This window comes from Pantoea sp. Cy-639 (genome assembly GCF_011752525.1).
Classification (GTDB): Bacteria; Pseudomonadota; Gammaproteobacteria; order Pseudomonadales; family Pseudomonadaceae; genus Aquipseudomonas.
Genome location: NZ_VWXI01000022.1, coordinates 41,536 through 57,581, shown reverse-complemented (window position 1 = coordinate 57,581; position 16,046 = coordinate 41,536). Strand labels below are relative to the sequence as shown.

At 58.5% G+C, this 16,046-nt stretch carries 24 protein-coding genes and 1 pseudogene; 19 read left to right on the top strand and 6 right to left on the bottom strand.

Annotated features, from left to right (window positions below; all coding sequences use genetic code 11):
• Positions 1-169 precede the first annotated feature (169 nt).
• Positions 170-877: a hypothetical protein gene (locus tag F3J43_RS21965; RefSeq protein WP_166892035.1), complete on the top strand. Its 708-nt coding sequence runs from the start codon at positions 170-172 to the stop codon at positions 875-877.
• A gap of 69 nt (positions 878-946) precedes the next feature.
• Here the strand turns inward: F3J43_RS21965 and F3J43_RS21960 are convergent, their stop codons facing one another.
• Entirely contained in the window at positions 947-1,927 is a 981-nt protein-coding gene (locus tag F3J43_RS21960) for a DNA-methyltransferase (RefSeq protein WP_166892032.1), read from the bottom strand.
• A gap of 100 nt (positions 1,928-2,027) precedes the next feature.
• Between F3J43_RS21960 and F3J43_RS21955 the strand changes: the two genes are divergently transcribed.
• A complete protein-coding gene (locus F3J43_RS21955) occupies positions 2,028-2,633 on the top strand; it encodes a hypothetical protein (protein ID WP_166892029.1) in 606 nt (201 codons plus the stop codon).
• Positions 2,634-2,708: 75 nt separating this feature from the next.
• Here the strand turns inward: F3J43_RS21955 and F3J43_RS21950 are convergent, their stop codons facing one another.
• Positions 2,709-2,957, bottom strand: a complete 249-nt coding sequence (locus F3J43_RS21950) for a hypothetical protein (protein WP_166892025.1) — start codon at positions 2,955-2,957, stop codon at positions 2,709-2,711.
• A 370-nt stretch (positions 2,958-3,327) separates the two neighbouring features.
• Between F3J43_RS21950 and F3J43_RS21945 the strand changes: the two genes are divergently transcribed.
• The 5 genes from F3J43_RS21945 to F3J43_RS21925 all read left to right on the top strand — a co-directional run bounded on the left by F3J43_RS21945 (position 3,328) and on the right by F3J43_RS21925 (position 6,143).
• A complete protein-coding gene (locus F3J43_RS21945; protein ID WP_166892021.1) occupies positions 3,328-3,885 on the top strand; it encodes a phage tail tip fiber protein in 558 nt (185 codons plus the stop codon).
• 12 nt (positions 3,886-3,897) lie between these two features.
• On the top strand, positions 3,898-4,155 hold the full coding sequence (locus tag F3J43_RS23880) for a DUF2514 family protein (RefSeq protein WP_205298029.1): 258 nt from the start codon (positions 3,898-3,900) through the stop codon (positions 4,153-4,155).
• A gap of 4 nt (positions 4,156-4,159) precedes the next feature.
• Positions 4,160-4,369 carry a hypothetical protein gene (locus tag F3J43_RS21935; RefSeq protein ID WP_166892019.1) on the top strand — a complete coding sequence of 70 codons (210 nt, stop codon included), beginning with the start codon at positions 4,160-4,162 and terminating at the stop codon, positions 4,367-4,369.
• 13 nt (positions 4,370-4,382) lie between these two features.
• Positions 4,383-4,586, top strand: a complete 204-nt coding sequence (locus F3J43_RS21930) for a hypothetical protein (RefSeq protein WP_166892016.1) — start codon at positions 4,383-4,385, stop codon at positions 4,584-4,586.
• Positions 4,587-4,901: 315 nt separating this feature from the next.
• Entirely contained in the window at positions 4,902-6,143 is a 1,242-nt protein-coding gene (locus F3J43_RS21925) for a DUF1835 domain-containing protein (RefSeq protein ID WP_166892013.1), read from the top strand.
• 145 nt (positions 6,144-6,288) lie between these two features.
• On the opposite strand, the pseudogene F3J43_RS24195 reads toward F3J43_RS21925, so the two are convergent.
• A pseudogene (locus tag F3J43_RS24195) lies at positions 6,289-6,597 on the bottom strand (NAD(P)H-dependent oxidoreductase); the annotation flags it as partial.
• A 265-nt stretch (positions 6,598-6,862) separates the two neighbouring features.
• On the opposite strand from F3J43_RS24195, the gene F3J43_RS21915 reads away from it, so the two are divergent.
• The 4 genes from F3J43_RS21915 (at position 6,863) to F3J43_RS21900 (ending at position 8,685) form a co-directional block, all read left to right on the top strand.
• Positions 6,863-7,324, top strand: a complete 462-nt coding sequence (locus F3J43_RS21915; protein WP_166892010.1) for a hypothetical protein — start codon at positions 6,863-6,865, stop codon at positions 7,322-7,324.
• Positions 7,325-7,591: 267 nt separating this feature from the next.
• The gene (locus F3J43_RS21910) at positions 7,592-7,996 is read left to right on the top strand and encodes a DUF3224 domain-containing protein (protein ID WP_166892007.1); all 405 of its coding nucleotides are present in this window, start codon (positions 7,592-7,594) and stop codon (positions 7,994-7,996) included.
• A 142-nt stretch (positions 7,997-8,138) separates the two neighbouring features.
• Complete coding sequence (locus tag F3J43_RS21905) at positions 8,139-8,399, top strand: hypothetical protein (protein WP_205298027.1); 261 nt, start codon at positions 8,139-8,141, stop codon at positions 8,397-8,399.
• 46 nt (positions 8,400-8,445) lie between these two features.
• Positions 8,446-8,685 (top strand): PA2433 domain-containing protein, encoded by a 240-nt coding sequence (locus F3J43_RS21900; protein ID WP_166892004.1) that lies wholly within the window; start codon positions 8,446-8,448, stop codon positions 8,683-8,685.
• A gap of 107 nt (positions 8,686-8,792) precedes the next feature.
• On the opposite strand, the gene F3J43_RS21895 is transcribed toward F3J43_RS21900, so the two are convergent.
• Entirely contained in the window at positions 8,793-9,749 is a 957-nt protein-coding gene (locus F3J43_RS21895; RefSeq protein ID WP_166892001.1) for an alpha/beta hydrolase, read from the bottom strand.
• 75 nt (positions 9,750-9,824) lie between these two features.
• Between F3J43_RS21895 and F3J43_RS21890 the strand changes: the two genes are divergently transcribed.
• The 3 genes from F3J43_RS21890 to F3J43_RS21880 all read left to right on the top strand — a co-directional run bounded on the left by F3J43_RS21890 (position 9,825) and on the right by F3J43_RS21880 (position 12,143).
• Positions 9,825-10,469: a TetR/AcrR family transcriptional regulator gene (locus F3J43_RS21890; protein ID WP_166891998.1), complete on the top strand. Its 645-nt coding sequence runs from the start codon at positions 9,825-9,827 to the stop codon at positions 10,467-10,469.
• Between the two features lie 551 nt (positions 10,470-11,020).
• Positions 11,021-11,200 (top strand): hypothetical protein, encoded by a 180-nt coding sequence (locus F3J43_RS21885; protein ID WP_166891995.1) that lies wholly within the window; start codon positions 11,021-11,023, stop codon positions 11,198-11,200.
• Between the two features lie 52 nt (positions 11,201-11,252).
• Complete coding sequence (locus F3J43_RS21880; protein ID WP_166891992.1) at positions 11,253-12,143, top strand: DMT family transporter; 891 nt, start codon at positions 11,253-11,255, stop codon at positions 12,141-12,143.
• A 25-nt stretch (positions 12,144-12,168) separates the two neighbouring features.
• On the opposite strand, the gene F3J43_RS21875 is transcribed toward F3J43_RS21880, so the two are convergent.
• Entirely contained in the window at positions 12,169-12,609 is a 441-nt protein-coding gene (locus F3J43_RS21875; protein ID WP_166891989.1) for an N-acetyltransferase, read from the bottom strand.
• Positions 12,610-12,848: 239 nt separating this feature from the next.
• Between F3J43_RS21875 and F3J43_RS21870 the strand changes: the two genes are divergently transcribed.
• A complete protein-coding gene (locus F3J43_RS21870) occupies positions 12,849-13,289 on the top strand; it encodes a hypothetical protein (protein ID WP_166891985.1) in 441 nt (146 codons plus the stop codon).
• A 140-nt stretch (positions 13,290-13,429) separates the two neighbouring features.
• Here F3J43_RS21870 and F3J43_RS21865 read toward each other — a convergent pair whose 3' ends face one another.
• A complete protein-coding gene (locus tag F3J43_RS21865; protein WP_205298026.1) occupies positions 13,430-14,155 on the bottom strand; it encodes an META and DUF4377 domain-containing protein in 726 nt (241 codons plus the stop codon).
• Positions 14,156-14,511: 356 nt separating this feature from the next.
• Here F3J43_RS21865 and F3J43_RS21860 point away from each other — a divergent pair, with 356 nt between their 5' ends.
• From F3J43_RS21860 to F3J43_RS21845, 4 genes are all read left to right on the top strand, one after another.
• Positions 14,512-14,874 (top strand): VOC family protein, encoded by a 363-nt coding sequence (locus F3J43_RS21860; protein ID WP_166891978.1) that lies wholly within the window; start codon positions 14,512-14,514, stop codon positions 14,872-14,874.
• Between the two features lie 101 nt (positions 14,875-14,975).
• Complete coding sequence (locus tag F3J43_RS21855) at positions 14,976-15,305, top strand: hypothetical protein (RefSeq protein ID WP_205298025.1); 330 nt, start codon at positions 14,976-14,978, stop codon at positions 15,303-15,305.
• 113 nt (positions 15,306-15,418) lie between these two features.
• The gene (locus F3J43_RS21850) at positions 15,419-15,559 is read left to right on the top strand and encodes a hypothetical protein (protein WP_166891975.1); all 141 of its coding nucleotides are present in this window, start codon (positions 15,419-15,421) and stop codon (positions 15,557-15,559) included.
• A 154-nt stretch (positions 15,560-15,713) separates the two neighbouring features.
• Complete coding sequence (locus tag F3J43_RS21845) at positions 15,714-16,046, top strand: hypothetical protein (RefSeq protein WP_166891973.1); 333 nt, start codon at positions 15,714-15,716, stop codon at positions 16,044-16,046.

Sequence of the window (16,046 nt, the reverse complement as noted above, 5' to 3'; positions counted from 1 at the left end):
GGACATCGGGCGATATCTCATGCAGCGGTACAACTGGACACGGCCACATCAGTACAACGGTTTCGTGCCGCCGGCGGTTGCTGAGGAAAAACTCAATTCTGTGTCCGGGAATTGTTGACCACTACAGTCAGCATGGGCGCTCAAAAAGGAATCGATGGGTTGGTGAGTCGTGGAAGAAAAGGTACTGAAGTCAAAATCTTGGGTAGCTAACTATTTCTACTCAAAGGTTTGCGAATATCAACATTACCTCGAACAGGTGGTAGGCCACTGTGACAGTTCGCTGGCGCGGTTTGCCCAAAAGCTGCCGCCCGGCGACAACGAAGGCAGGCTTCTTACCTACGCATATGGCTCGCTCAACAACATGGTGCAGACCTTGAAAGATGGTGGGTCGGTGTTTCTTCCTACCGCCATTACTTGGACAGACATCAAGGCCTTACGTCACGGCGAGTTTTTTTACCTTTCGCGCAATGCAGCTACGCATGATGGAAATCCGATAATCGACGCATGGGTAGACGGCAGGTATTACGTAGGCAAAGACATTGAGCGTTTCGATGGATTTGGGAAATTCATCAAGATTCAGCGCCCAGTCGAAGATGTCCGTACCTTCACGCTGGAGTTCAGCCGTGACTTTTACGGTTTTCTCGCCGATCGGTTAACGCTCCTCGGTGATGACCATCAGTTAACACAACCCATCATCGGGCCGTCAGAAATTGAGCAGATCATGGGGTCGCAATTGATCCCAGAGGATGTGAAAAGTCTATTTTCAGGTCAAATCGACGAAATCAAGGAAAAGGCTGGGAACATAAAGTCTGATCCTGTTGCGAAAGCGCTTGAGCAAATTCGTACCGGTGCCGACTACATTCGACGTGTTTCCTAACTGTTTTATCCCAGTTGGCCGCCATGCATCCTCTGAGAGGAGAATACGCTGGCGGCCAGAGTCTGAGGATTAAGCGGCTGGCGACCGGTCCAGCAAAAAGTCCATTTGCGCTGCTCCTTCGATCCAGGCTGTGTCCAGGCGCTGGCGGGCGATGGTGGCGTATTCGGGGTTCAGCTCGCAGATGACCGATTGCCGGCCTTCCTGCATGGCGACGAGCGCGGTGGTGCCGGCGCCGCCGAACGGGTCGAGCACCATGCCGCCACGCGGTGAGCCGGCCAGAACGCAAGGCCGGATCAGGTCGGGCGGGAAGGTGGCGAAGTGGGCGCCCTTGAAGCTGTGCGTGGCCACAGTCCAAACGCTGCGCTTGTTACGAGTGAGTCTGGCGCCGATCTTGTGCAGTGAGCCCCGGATGTTGGAGTTTTCGGTCGGTCGTTCACCTGGCAGCGACTCCACGGGGGCGACGTTGCCAGGTCCTCGCGGCTCTGCCGCGTCCTCAGCGATTGCCGCCTGGTCGAAGTAGTACCGCTTCGACTTGCTCAGCAAAAAAACATACTCATGCGCCTTGGTGCAGCGATCGCGAACACTTTCCGGCATTGGGTTAGGCTTGTTCCAGACGATGTCCTGGCGCAGGTACCAGCCATCGTCCTGTAGAGCGAACGCCACTCGCCACGGGATGCCGATCAGATCCTTCTCTTTCAGCCCATCCGGTACTTCCTGGATCGACTTGCAGATTTCCTCCTGCCCGCGGCGCCGGTTCGCAAAATCGCCACCACTCTGCGGACCAAGGCCGCCCTTCCGAGCGTAGCTGTCGCCAAGGTTGAGCCACAGCGTGCCATCGTCGCGCAGCACGCGGCGAACTTCACGGAAGACGGCGACCAGGGCCTGCACGAATTCTGCGGGTGTAGATTCCAGGCCAATCTGTCCATCCGCGCCATAGTCGCGCAGTCCGAAGTAGGGTGGGCTGGTGATGCAGGTATGCACTGACTGATCCGGAAGCGCCCGCATCATCTCGATGCAGTCGCCCACCAGGATGCGGTGCTGCTGGGTCATGTTGTGGTCCTTGCGTGCAGGCGCCCCCCTCGCCGGGCTGGCGTGATTGGCTGACTTAGGTTATTTGTGTCCGACTGAATACTTAAGCTAAGGGACTTGTGTGGCTATTGAAAATGTGATGCTGACTCTTAATAGAATTCCCGAGATCAATGCAGTTATTGATGCCGGTACTGACTACAAAACATTGGCGGGTTTTTTACTTACAGTGATTGCGGTAGTTCTGGGGTCAGGTGTGACGGTGTATACATTCAAGCGGACCGTCAAGAGTCAGGAAGATGTCGCAACTGCAGCGATCATTCGCTCTAGCCGTCAGGCTTGGATTAATGAGGTTCGCGACTGCTGTTCAAGATATGTGGCGGCTGTGTGTAGTGTTAGTGATCTTATAATAAAAAGAGGTGGATGGTTTGAATGTAATGGAATAGATATAGGGCAAACTGGAGCGTGGATTTCGTTTGAGCGCGAAAACCCTGATTGGGTTGAGTTGTCAGTGGTTTCAGTTAATGAGACTCGGGCGTTGCGCGCTAAGATACAGATGTTACTGAACTCCGGCGAGGCAGAGACGGATGATCTTTTAAAAGCTATGGATGATGCTTATGAGCGCGCATCTAAAGGAGAGAGAGAAATGTCTGGGTTGTGCGACGCGATTGTGTTTTGTGCTCAGAAAATAATAAAAATAGAATGGGAGCGGACCAAGAAGGGAGTTTAGTCATATCTCGCATGCATGCGCCGCCCTCCGTGGCAGGATGCGGCATGGTGGCAATAGGTTGGTCACGACCGAACGTCACGAATGCTTGATAAGCGCTTCAAGCTGCTCGTCGGTGAGTCGGTCGGAACCGTGAATCAGGCGGGAAATAAGGTCTTGCTCTTCGTCGATCTTGGCGCGGGTCATTGATCGTTTAAGCGCGGCGTCGGTGTTGTGGTAGAGGTCCGTGACAATCCGGCGTGACAACAACCGGGCTTCGCGCTCCTCTGCCGAGAGCTTGTCCCGCTCCCGCTGTTCCTTCTTGCGCTGGGCTGGCGTCTTCGCCATGGCCGATACCTCCCAAGCCGCTGGGCGGCAGATTGATGTGCTGTTGGCGCCGGCCGTGCCGGACGCGCGCGGTGATGCGTTTCATGCTGCTTTCTGCTGATTCCAGGCGCCGACAGCGGCAAAGATCTTGGCGGCCTCTGCCTCGTCAAGCGTTGTGTCGGTAGGGATGGCGATCCAGCCGGCCGCCACCAAGTGATTCGGGTTCGCCCAGGTCAATCCAGCACTTGCCGGTAGTGAAGAAGGGTTCGCGGGTTCCGAGCAGACCTATGTAGGTGTCTGGTCGGTTCAGTCTGCACTGATCGAGGGGGATGTAGCTCAGGCGCAGCGGACCGATCAAGTTGAAGTGCGCCAGGGGGAGACGAATGCGTTAGTGCAGCAGGTCAGCAAATCGGTAGTAGACCTGAGCACCGCTACGGCACAGCAGTTCAGCCAGGTTCAAGCACAGCAGGCCGCTGCCTCTGCTGCGATCCAGCGCAATGACCAAGCCATCGTCGACACCAATGGCAGAGTCTCCGCGATCTCCTCATGGAAGACGGAGACCAACGTCAACGGTAAACGGGTGGCAACTGGCATTGTTCAGGGCAGTAACGGAGAGGTTGGTGAGATCCTTCTCTCTGCGCAGCGGGTTGCGATCATCAATGGCATCGATGGGCCAGAAAGCAACTTGTTCGTCTTCCAGGACGGCCAGGCGTTTATCAACGCCGCCTTCATCAACAAGGCGTTCATCCAAGAGTTAATCCTTGGCATGACGCTGCGCTCGCAGGCTGTCAACTCACAGGGGCTCCCCTTGATTGAGCTGAACATGGTCACGGGGGCTGTCGCGATCCGTGGTCAATCTGCGGAAGGTTCGACCCTCCTGAATAACAATGGCCTCTACGTTTATGACCTCAACTTCATTGAGCGCACTGCAGTAGGGAGGATGTCCTGATGGCCGCCCAATATGGGATCCGGACGCGAGACGCGGCCGGTGCTATCACTCTCGATACGACGATTACCCCGACTGCTCAATGCTGGCAACTATGCCGCGGCCGCTGAGCAATTCCCGCGCTGGAACACCCGCGCCGCCATGGTGCTCTCCGACTTGCTCTCACGGGCTGATGCTCGAGCGGGAGAGCTGGCGTCAGCGTATGACCGTGCCAGAATAGCTGGGCTTGCGTGCGAGGCGTCCTATAATGCCTTGGTCAAACCGGCAGGATAATGTCGTGAAGCGAAGCATCGAAGGGCTAGCGCAGGCTGGCGAGCCGCTGATACGCGAGGCCCTTGAGGCAAGACGCGCGTATCAGGACGCTGCGGATGCTGGCGCGCCGGTTGAAGAGGTGAGGCGGCTGAAGCTGCTGGCCGATTCGCTTTACCAGGCCGTGATTGACTACCAGCTCCTAGCAGCTGGTAGACCTCCGTCGACGATCCAATAAGCAGGCCAAGCGCATGAAACGACCAGCACCACTCATGCCTGATCACCCCATGTATACAGACGCTGTCGCAGCATTCAAGCGGTATCAGGAAGCGCAGGAAGCCGGTGTGCCCGCTGAAGAAGTCGAGCAACTGCGGCAGCATGCTGAGTTCCTGTTCCAGTCAGTGACGGACTACCAGCTTGAAGCGTTGGGAGGCCAATCGCTTAACCGTCACTGAACCGGATCTATGAGGCCTGCGCCCTGGTTGCGCACGTTGCCGACAGCGGTGCCGACCCGGTACCAGTCGAAGGCCTCTGCAGGTTCTCCAAGGTTGGCACAATCTGTTCCGCGTACTCGCTGGACATGCCGGCCGCGATCCATTCGACGTAAGCGTCCAGCCAAGTGTTGCCTCACTCAGCGCTTAACGCTAGAGTCTGGCCTGGGCGTTCGCTGCGCCCGCGGTCCGCGCGAAGGGGCAACCCAGGCTCGCTTTACTCACTTTCTTTTCCCAACTCCCGGCTTGCGGGCGGACCGAGCCAGACAAGGAGTTGGCATGCCCGCCATTAATACTTCCCGCCATCACGGCCGCCTCGATCTACCCACCTTGCGTAAGCGCGCCAAGCGCATGTTGACGGCGTTGAAAGATAACCAGGCCAGCGAAGCTCGCGCACAGCTTTGTGCGCTCGGCCTGCCTGGCCCCTCTTACTGTCTTGCTGACACCCAGTGGCTGGTGGCCCGCGAGGCCGGCTTCGCCAGCTGGCCCAAGCTCAAGGCCCACGCCGATGCGGTGGCCTTCGCTGCGCGTCACCCGGGTTTCGTTGCCGATGGCGAGACCGCAGTACAGCACTGGCGCTGCGGCAACGATATCGAGCACAGCTTGCGCACTGCTGGCTTCCAAGGCGCGTTTCACATGTTCGACGACCCGATGGTGATGGGGCCAGTCCCCACATTATCGGAACCTGAGTACTGGCAGGTACGCAGCGCCTATGTGCAACAGGCGTTCGGCCTTGCCGCCAGTGATATCGCACAGCGCCAGGCCACACAGCGGTCGGCATTGGCGCAACTTCATGCCGATAGCGAAGTGGTGCTCTGGTGCGAAGCCGACGCCTATGACCAGTTGTTCCTGGTCCGGCTGCTGGCAAGTCTCTCCAGCCGACCGCGCCGACTCGAACTGATCGAAATTGCCCAGGTGCCGGGGGTTGAACGGTTTATTGGTATCGGTCAGCTGGCGCCAGACCTGCTCGCCTGGCTCTGGCCACAACGCCGCCCACTGGGGGACGACGCGCTGGCGCTGGCGCGCCAGACGTGGACCGCGTATACCGCGCCGGATCCGTGCGAATGGGCGCAATTGGCGGGCCAGCAGCATCCGGCCTTGCCGCTGCTGGCCCCCGCCCTAGCACGGCAACTGCAGGAGCTTCCGGGCGTAGACGACGGCCTGAGTCTGACCGAGCGTCTGGTGCTGCGCATCCTGGGAGAGCATGGCGAGCTGCCCGCAGGTCGGGTGTTCGCCCAATTGATGCAGCACGATGAGCCGCTACCGTACTTGGGCGACTTGATGTTCCATGCATTGCTGCGGCCATTGATCGATGCTCCTCAGCCGCTATTGCGCGAAGGGCTGGGAAACACCTGGCCGCAACGACTCCTTCAGTTGACGGAGCTGGGTGACAGGGTTCTGACCGGACAGGCGCATTGGCTCGACCAACAGCCGCCGGAGCGTTGGGTGGGTGGAGTACATTTAGCTGCCGGCAAGATGCCCTGGGTGGTTAGCACGCAGGGGCAGGTATGGCGGCGCTGAATGATTGCAGGCCTTCCTGGACGATCTGGGATTTGAACGGCTTTGGATAGGCGTTTCGTTGGTGCATGGCGATCCCGCTTGCAGGAGCTAAAAATGGTGTCCACTTAAATAGGTGGACACCATTGCCCTTAATGCAGGGATCAGGTAGCTGGTTTGGCCGGACGGTTACCATTCGACCGCCAGACATCACCGCCAGCGTCTTGCCCTGGGTGGGGTGCACGGCGCCGAGCGCCAGGGGAATCCAGTCGATCTGCGCCTTGAACACGGCAGACATTGCTCCGTGGCGCTCCGGCGAGCACCACACCTGGCCTTCCGACCACTGCACCAGATCGCGCAGCTCCTGCACCTTGGGGTGCTCTACCGGCATATCGTCAGGTAGCGGCAGGCCCGAAGGATTGAAGATGCGCGTCTCGGCGCCGAAGTGCTCCAGCAGGCGCGTGGCCTCTTCCACCAGCTGAGGGCTCAACAGGCCGACACTCCAGTCCGGAAAGCGCTACACATCCTGGTAATTTGCTCATCGTCTATTCAGTACCAGCAGTATTGATGTATGAGGCGGCAGCCTATGGCATCTTCAGGTGGTTTTGCATCGTACAGATAGAGACGGCCTGTGCTGGCTTGAACAGAGAAATCCTACTGTCTATAGTGATTTTGCGTACTCAATCGTCACGGCGCGCATGAGGCTCTCCTCAGTAATGGAAAATTCAAAACATGGAGTTGTTATGAAAAAGATATTCTCGAGTGCTGTGCTTGCTTCACTGTTTATGGTCGCCTCTTCACACGCTTTAGCCTCGCAAGATTATACGGTGCACTTCGAGAATACGAGTGCTAAGGCTAAATATGTTAAACAACTAAATAGCCAGTGCATGCACAGTCCGAAGGATGGTAGCACCAATACCGTTCCGCCTCGGGGAGGTATTGATTTGCCTATGACTGACTCGAATAACGTTTCTGGTGCATGCACGAATGGGTCAAAGGAAATAAACTGGGCTGTAGATGATGAAAACCCCACGATTGCAAACTTGACTTTCAAGCATTATAAGCTCAATGGTACTTGGTATACTAAAGTTAGTACTTCCTCTGGCTTGTCTGCGACCATTACTTGCAATAATAGAGACTGTTCGACATCTGGCAGCCCCGGTGTCTCTGGTGAGCCTTCGCCTATTATCATTACGTTTAACTGATGATTTTTGTTCTCCCCCGGACATGTCCAAGTGTCTGGGGGCAACTCAAATTTCCTTTAATGTTCGCCGGGGCGCACTCGGTTCGGTGATGATCCCGCGAGTCTGGGGGCGTGATCAGATCGATTCGCACCATGGCCAGGGCAGAGCGTTCTAGATCGTTCATGGTTTTCTCCATGCAGGCGCCTCCCTCCGTGCTGATGGTGACAATCTGGGAGGGATGGGGTATTACGGATGACCGGCATGGGCCGGGGCAAAAGGAATTTGAAAATGCATCACACTGCCACAGGCTCGTTCGACGTCGCCCTCAATCCGGAAGCTTTGAGCGGTGTAGCCAAGCAGTCAGGCCTCGGTCGATTGTCTTTGGATAAGAAATTTCAGGGCGATCTGGAGGCCACAAGCCTGGGAGAGATGTTGTCGTATCGCAGTAGCGTGCAAGGGTCTGCTGGCTACGTTGCGATGGAAACTGTGCAAGGAACCTTGCACGGCCGCCGCGGAAGCTTCGTACTTCAACATAGTTCGACGATGAATCGTGGGGCACCCGTCCAGTCTATAACTGTTGTACCTGACTCCGGTACTGACGCACTCTCTGGGCTGGCTGGGAGCATGGTCATCACGATTGTCGATGGGCAGCACTCATACACATTTGAGTATGTGCTACCCGATCCAGCCTGATTTGTAGTGGTCAACGAGTGCTACCCAACTTCCACTCATGTTCTAGACCAGAAGCATAATGGGGTAGCATCTCCATGGGATTCAGCTAACGTTTTCTGCGCAGTAATTTAGACATTCGTTTTGGACATCAGGGAGATTGTTCATGAAGAAAATGATTGCAGCCTCTGCCATCACGCTCTCGGCGCTGTTGACTCTGCAGATGGTGCATGCCGAGGGGGAGATTGCTGACGGTGTACGCCATGACGTGCGCGAGGTGGACGATGGCGTTGACCACGATGCCAAGGACATAGACAAAGGTGCCAAGCACGATGCCAAGGAAGTCGACAAAGGCATCAAACATGATGACAAGGAAATCGATAAAGGCGCCAAGCACCTTGGCAAAGAGGCCAAGAAGCACCTTTGAAAGATCATCGGCCCGCCAGGCGGGCCTTCGACAAGAGGGACTTTGCATGAAGAAGATCATCGTGCTGGCATTCTGCGCCATGCTGTTGCCTGGTTTCACCTTTGCCAAAGATGACCACCATGAGTGCGAGGCTGCACTGGACAAGCTGAAATCGGCCACGGAGTCCGACTTCACCAGCAGCGGACACCATGAGCACGAGCAGGCCAAGCAGGCGCACGCCGACGGCGACTTCAAGAAATGCGCCGATCAGGCAGAAAAAGCACTTTCCCACCAAAAGAACAGTTGAGCCCAGATAGAGTGCAAGGGGCGAATGCCCCTTGTATTCGCAATCACCCGGTGTTGAGGGTGCTGATACAAGGCTTTGCTAAAAGTGCAAGCGCGAGCATGCACTTCTCATCCAGGGGCACCCGTGGCCAGCGTCCGCTCGACGAACCTCAGGATCGCCGCATTCATCTGTTCCAGGCCGGGCTCCTCCAATGGGTAGTGACCTGCGTTGTCGAGCAGGGACGTGGTCACCTCGACATGGCGCAGGCGTTGCAGGAACGGCTGGCTAAGGGCAAGCGGTGTCCAGCGATCCGCCGCCGGCTGGGTCAGCAGAACAGGGCAGACCTTGAAGGTTTCCGGTTCTATGGCTGGTACGTAGCTGAGGTAGGAGCTCAGGAAGCGCAGGCTGGCCCAGTTGCCAGCCGAGGTGCGGTCCTCCAGGCAGGCCTTGAGCGCGGCTTTGTCGTTGACCAGAGCGTGCATCTTGCTGGCCAGCCACATGGGCAGCTTCAGGCCAGCCAGGGGCGTGCGCGCTGCCGCGTGGATCATGGGAATGCCCAGACGCCCCATCAGCGGGAACAGCGCAGTTTGTTCCCTGACGCGTGCCATTCGCTGATCGAGGAAGGTCATGCCAACGATGCCGGCGACGTGGCCGTTCAACGCAGCCGCGTGGTAGGTGAGCATTCCCCCAGCGCTGAGCCCGTAGAGGAATATCGGCCGGCGATCTCGGGTGCGTTCGTGCTCGATGAAGTCGCTGGCCAGCTCCACCCAGGTGTCGTAGCGGACCTTCGCGCCAGCAGCGACCTTCGTTTCGCCGTAGGTGGGCATGTCGATGGCCACGGTCTCCAGTCCCAGGCGGGCCAGAGGCCGGCCGGCGATAGTGGACATCTGTCGCCCGTTGGTGCCGACGCCGTGGAAGAGGATCACCTTGGCCGGCGCCGCGGCATGGGTATAGCGATCCAGATGCACTTGGTGTCCGCGCCAGGGCCAGTACTCTTCCTTCGGCGCACTGCTGGCATCGATGCGGTAGGCAGGGGGGAGGAAAGCCTGGATCACTTGCCACTGGGGCTGTTCTGCGTAGCTCATCGAGGTACTCGCACTGGACAGGATCGGTAGGGAAATCTATAAAGATGACATTTGTCACGATTGAAAACATAACATATGTCTGATTTTGTCGATATGCAAGCGTCTTCAGCACCGTCCAAGGGCAAGCGGGTGGGCCGCCTGCCACAGCAGGAGCGCTCGCAGACGCGCATCACGAAGGTGCTGGAAGCGGCGGAGCAGTTGCTGAGCGAAGTCGGCCCTGATGCTGCGTCCATACCGGAGATATCCAAGCTGTCAGGAGTGCCTCGGGCGAGCATCTACCAGTTCTTCCCTGACAAGTACGTGCTCTTCGCCCATCTGGCGCAGTTGCAGATGGAGCGTATAGGGCAGTTGATCGTCTCGATGCAGCCGCAGGTGAAGGAAGACTGGAGAGCCGCGATTGGCCGGGTCGTTCGCGGCGTAGTGGACTACTACAACGCCCACCCGGCAGCGGCTGCGCTTCTGATGCGCGGCAACTTCACCTCCGCCGATCGTCAGGCACACCAGGAGAAGGACTCGATGATCGGGTCGCTACTGCGCGAGTTCCTCCAGGCAGAGGGGGCTTTCGAGAAGCTTCCGCAACAGCCGGATACAGCCACCCTGTCGGTCGAAATTGCTTTTGCCTGCATGCGCTATGGCTACCTGGAGCAGGGGCACATCAGCGAGGCGATCTGCTCCGAATCGATCGAAGCCGTCATCGCCTACTTGTCACGCTGGGAGTAGTGACTCTGGCCGACGGCAGCTGGTGTGAGGCAACTGCCGACCCATAGCGGACGATCCATGCTTTGGGGGGAGTGCGGTGTTCGGATGTGATCGCCGGGAAATTTTCAGCGCCTATGAGATCGAGCGCCGCCCGCGCGGCGCATCGCGAGCTGCGCTCGCTCCCACATTTGTTTCGGGCCAGTAATGCCTGTGCCGGTCGGGCGCGACCGCCTTGTTGGTACGACGCGGTATCGAGTCAGGCGCTAAAGCGTTCGCGCGCAAACCTCACGGGAATGCTTCGATCCTCCCTCCCGCAGATGTCCGCTCAGGCTCGGTGACGGATGTCGAGAATATCGAGATGATGATCAAGCCTCTTGCGCCAGGCAGGCTGTCTGATTGGCCATTACTCACGTTGCAGCAATCACCGAAGATGGCGGTTCGACGCGGTAATACCTGCTGCTTGGCTACGCGACCATCACAGCCCTTCACGGCGATAGCGCAATAGGTCATCCTCGTCTGCGTATTTCGGCAGAACCCTGTACGAGAAGAAGAACCCAGTCAGGAGGATCGATATGGGCAAGACAGCCAAGCCGTTCTATTTCGCAGGCACTGCAGTGGTCGCTGTCGGCGTGATGTTCGCCGCCGTTGGCGCTTTTGGCCAGGTGGCATTCGGGTACACCGCCGTGGGCCTGCTGGTACCTGGCCTCATGCTGCTCGGCGCCGGTGCCTGTTCGAGCCGTCGGCGAGCTTGAGTGCGCAGAGGTGTCCAGGCAAGAGCGATTCAATTCTTCGAATGAGGTCAAGATGGCTGGATCAAGGGAGCTGTCGGATCAAGGCGCTTCACATGAGCTGTTGTGGGCGGGCGCCACGTTGCTCAGCCTTATCGCCTTTGCCGCCAATTCAATCTTCTGTCGATTGGCGTTGAGAAGTGGTGATATCGACCCCGAGTCCTTCACTGCAATTCGTCTACTGAGCGGTGCGATCTTCTTGCTCGTGCTCATGAAGGGCCAGGGCACAGGAACGCTCGGCGGAAGTTGGCGAGGAGGTCTGTACCTGTTCGTCTATGCCTACCTGTTTTCGCTTGCCTATACACACCTGGATGCCGGCGTGGGCGCGCTCATCCTGTTTGGGGCAGTACAGATCACCATGTTCGTACTGGCCTGGGCCAATGGCGAAAAGCTGCGGCCCAAGGTGGCGACAGGCATGCTCATCGCCTTTGCAGGCCTGATCGTACTGCTTTCTCCTGGAGGCAGCGCTCCACCGCTGCTCAGTGCACTGGCGATGGTCATCGCAGGGGCTGCCTGGGGGATCTATTCGATGCTTGGCAAAGCCTCAACCAATCCGGTCAGTGATTCCGCGGGAAACTTCTTGCGCAGCTTGCCGCTGGTAGGCCTGGCTGGCGCAGTAACCTTTGCGCAGGGTCAGGTGTTCATGACCCCCGCAGGGGCCCTTTATGCCGTGGCCTCGGGAGCGCTCGCGTCAGGGGCCGGATATGCCTTGTGGTATGCGGTGATCGCCCGGATGAGCGCGCAAACGGCGGCAACGCTGCAACTGAGCGTGCCGGTCATCGCTTCGGTCGCTGGCGTGATCCTGCTCGACGAGCCTCTGTCGGCTCGTCTGCTGCTCGCATCGCTGATTGTGCTTGGGGGGATCGGGTTCGCGCTGCTTGGTGCCCGAAGAAAACCCCAGGGTTGACTGACCATCGCGCGGTTTGCCTGGATCAGCTGGGTGAAACGCCAGCCTGCCAGCGCATGCTCAGTTCCATGGCCCCGGTATGTTCATCGACCCCCTCGGCAATGATCGAGAAGCCATGGCGCAGATAGAAGGCGATGGCTCGTTCATTCGCGCGGTACACGCTGAGTTCCAGGCTGTCTCGACCCGTTTTCACGTAATCGACCAGTCGTGTACCCAGCCCTTGTCCCTGGGCGGCGGGGCTGATGAACAACGCAGCCAGGCTATGCCCATGAAGCGAGACGAAACCCTGAACTTCACCATCGTGCTCATGGACAAACGTAGTGGCGGCCGGGATGTATTGAGTCCGCATGGCTTCGACCTGGCTTAGCCAGAAGTCTTTCGGGATGAAGTGGTGAGCGCGGATAGATGCTTCCAGCCAGATTTGCAGAACGGCATCACTATCAGAAGGGGTGTAGGGGCGGATCATGAACAGGTTTCCTGGCGGTGTCCTGGGACACTAAGCGAGGGCAGGCGCGCATGCAAGTCGTTCCCACCGGTCAATATTCCGATGCAAACCTGTGGAAATGGACTACGGTTGTTGTCTGGCCGTGGGACGGCAAGCGTCGCTCCCTGGGCATCGATTTCAGGATGGACCTGAATCAAGGCGTGGTGCACCGCCTTGGCGGTGGGTAGCCCGCCACCTCTTCCGTGTTAAGGAGAACACACATGGCAATCGATCAAGTACGCGAAGCAGCAGATCAGACAGCACTCGTGGAGGCCGAGGTATACCGTTGGTACAACCTCTTCTTCCCGTGGTCCCGCGGTAAGTGCAGTCAATCGGAAAGTGCCATCAAGCCCTTGTACGATGCGCTCGACGATGACTTCCGGGTAGTGCTCACCAACGGCCAGATCATGGGGCGGGCCGACTATTGGGCGCGACTCTGGAGCCTTTATGGCGAGCGTGAGGGGAGCCCGGAGTCGCACATCATCGATCTTTCGATCGAAGCGCTGCCAGGCGGTTTCTTCCTGACGGTGTTCGACCTCGTCAAGGACGGTATTCCCAAGAAGAAAGTCGACTCGGCGCTGATGCGCCTGGATCCGAAATCCCCCTCTGGCGTTTCGTGGATCTATGTCCACGAGAGTGAGCACGAGAGGGCGGCCGCGTAAGCGCTGCAGTTTTCGTCAGTGATAATCATCTGACGGGGACATGCGCTGGGGCGAGTGTGGGGGAGTGAAGTGGCTCTCCAACCATCCCCCTGAGCCTGAAAAAGGACAGGCCGCAGCTGCCGGCCTGTCCTTGGGCGTCTTTACTTGCGCTTGCCCGAAGCGTCCTGCTCGACCACGAGGTCCAGCACATAGACCTCGGACGAAGCGTCTGCCGGCGGGTTCTTCCATTCGTACTGCTTGACCCGCAACACGGTGCGCACGCCATCCTGGTGCTCGTAGCCCTGGATGGACTGGTACAGCGGGTGCCAGGTGTCCTGGGTAGGCAGTTGCAGACCGGCGTCGTCATAGCGACGTTCGCGCACTTGCAGGCACTGGTAGCCTGGGATCAGCGGGTGGCTGCACTTGGCAGTCTTGGCGGCCACTTCCAGAAACTTGATCTCGCCCTTGCTGCCGTAGAGGGTTTCCGGGGTAGCTTCGCCCTGGAACTTGAGCACCGAACCGTCCTGGGTGGTCAGTTGCAGCACGGGGGCCTGGGCATCATCGCTGGCAGTCGCACGCAGGTCACCCTTGATCAGATGGCCGACCTGGGCATCCAGGTCCATCAGGCTTTTATCGCAGGCCATCAGGGTCGAGGCCAGTGGCTGTACCTTCAGCACGCCGTTCTGGTAGCTGTAGCCGCCGAACTGGCGATTGCAGCCGCCGCTGATGTTCAGGCTCTGCTCGGCGAAGCTCAGGCGCAGCTTGCGCTCGATGCCAGTGGTCATGGCGGCGATTGGCTTGCCCGCTGCATCAGTGGCCGATTCCAGCTGCCAGTAGTAGGCCGGCAGCTTGGATTGGACGACGGCAGAGGTGGCGGTGACAGGCATGGAAGGCGATCCTTCATGGGAGGTGGACGTCGGGGCGCATGCCTGGAGCAGGGCCGCGCAGACGGCAACTAGGAGAATGTTCTGTTTCATGGTTCGCTCTTTCAGCCTTGAAAAGTAGGGGCGGCATCCTTGGGGAAGGCTGCCAGCGCCGGTAAAACGGGGTGTCGAGGTCGCCGCGGAGGTGATTCTGCATGCCCCTGGAGGCGCGTCGGGCGGTCTTGTCCGTTACCGATGGCAATCGGACAGTATCTATACCCTCTGGTTCACCAAACCCCTGTCCAGGAATGTTTCTAGATATTGCATCACGAAAAACAAACTGTTTTGCTGGGGCGACTTCACTCAAGGAGGTCTGGCGCATGTTTCATCTTTCGCTACCCGTCAATCGGTTTCACGAATGCCTGCGGTTCTACGTCGACTGTTTCGGCGCGCGGGTGGTCATGCTCGGTGATCAGGCGGCGAACCTGTTCGTCTTCGGTGCCCAGGTCACCTTTCATGACAAGCCGGACACCCCCTTGGGCGAGCAGGGGCGCAAGCAGATGCACTTTGGCCAGGTCGTACCTGCTGATGAGTGGATGAGCATTCGCGATGTCCTGATCGCCCACGGCCATGAAATCCTGCTCCAGGTGCCCCCGGGCTCGACCGAAACGGGCCGTGGCAAGCTGGTGGTCGAGGACCCCAGCGGCAACCTTGTCGAAATCAACAGCCATGCTCCGGCTTGATCAGCCTGCTTCTGGCAAGAACCATGATCACCACTTTCGTCCATGTTGTTTGCTGCGCTGCAGTCAGTAAAATGCAGCATGTTCACCCTGGTAAATTGCAAATGCTTAACTTTCGCATCATGGCGTTTTCCCTACTGATGGTCGGCCTGGCCGGTTGTGCTTCCCCAGGCTCGCCGACCGCCAGCAAGCTCACCCGCAAGGCGCCCGCCGATTATGCTGCTTGTGTCCTGCCCAAGTGGCAGGCTCTGGCGCCGCAGGCCACGCAGAAGTCGATCTCCAATGGCTACCGGCTGACTGCACCCAGCGCAGTGGCCTCGGACAACGTGCTGGAGGTCGTCAAGTCCCAGGACGGCAGTCGGGCGACCTTCTACAAGGGTAGCTTCCTGTCCAGCGACAAGCTGCGCATGGCCGCGCGGGAGTGCCTGGACTGACCGCCTACGCATGACGTGGCGCGATGATGAAACTCTAGCTAGGACCTGAACCTCCTGCCTGGGTGCGGTCAAAATTTGGCAAGGCCCGGTTTCTCCGGGCTGGAGACCATCACATGAAACGCACTACTGCTTGGGTCGTCATACTGTCTGGCGTGTTGTTGCTCAGTGGCTGCTGGCCTTACTGGCGTGAAGGGCATCATCACCGGCATTACTACGATGGCTACCGGGGTGGCCAGGAGTATCATCGCTACTGATCCGGAGCGGCCTCAGGCCGGCCCGGAGCGCATGGCGCTCTTGCCCTGAAGTATGCAAGGACGGGGCGTCGTGCGTGAACTGAGCCGAGCCTGGAACTGGCCGTCATGGGCGCGGAGCCTGGCAAGGGCATCGAATCATTTATGGATATCGCACATGACCCAGCCAGATCACCTTGCCCACTACGTCAGTGCCATCCTGGGGCATGCCTCGCTACGGACTGCCCGGGTCGAAGCGGCGAATGAACAGACCTGGTTCGACCAGGGCTGCCGGGTTACCGCCGAGGAAAAGATCTATGCCTTCGATGATGGCGCCTTGGTCAAGCGGCTGGCGGAGCAGGACGACTTTCCAGACGATGCGGTCTGCGCGGAATGCTGGATCAGCTACGAGGTGCTGCGTCAGCCCCACGGCAAGGTAGTCACCCCTTGCCGAGTGAGCTTCAACAACGCCTGCCGCGAGGCATACTGGTTGCGCTATTTCGGCAGCTAA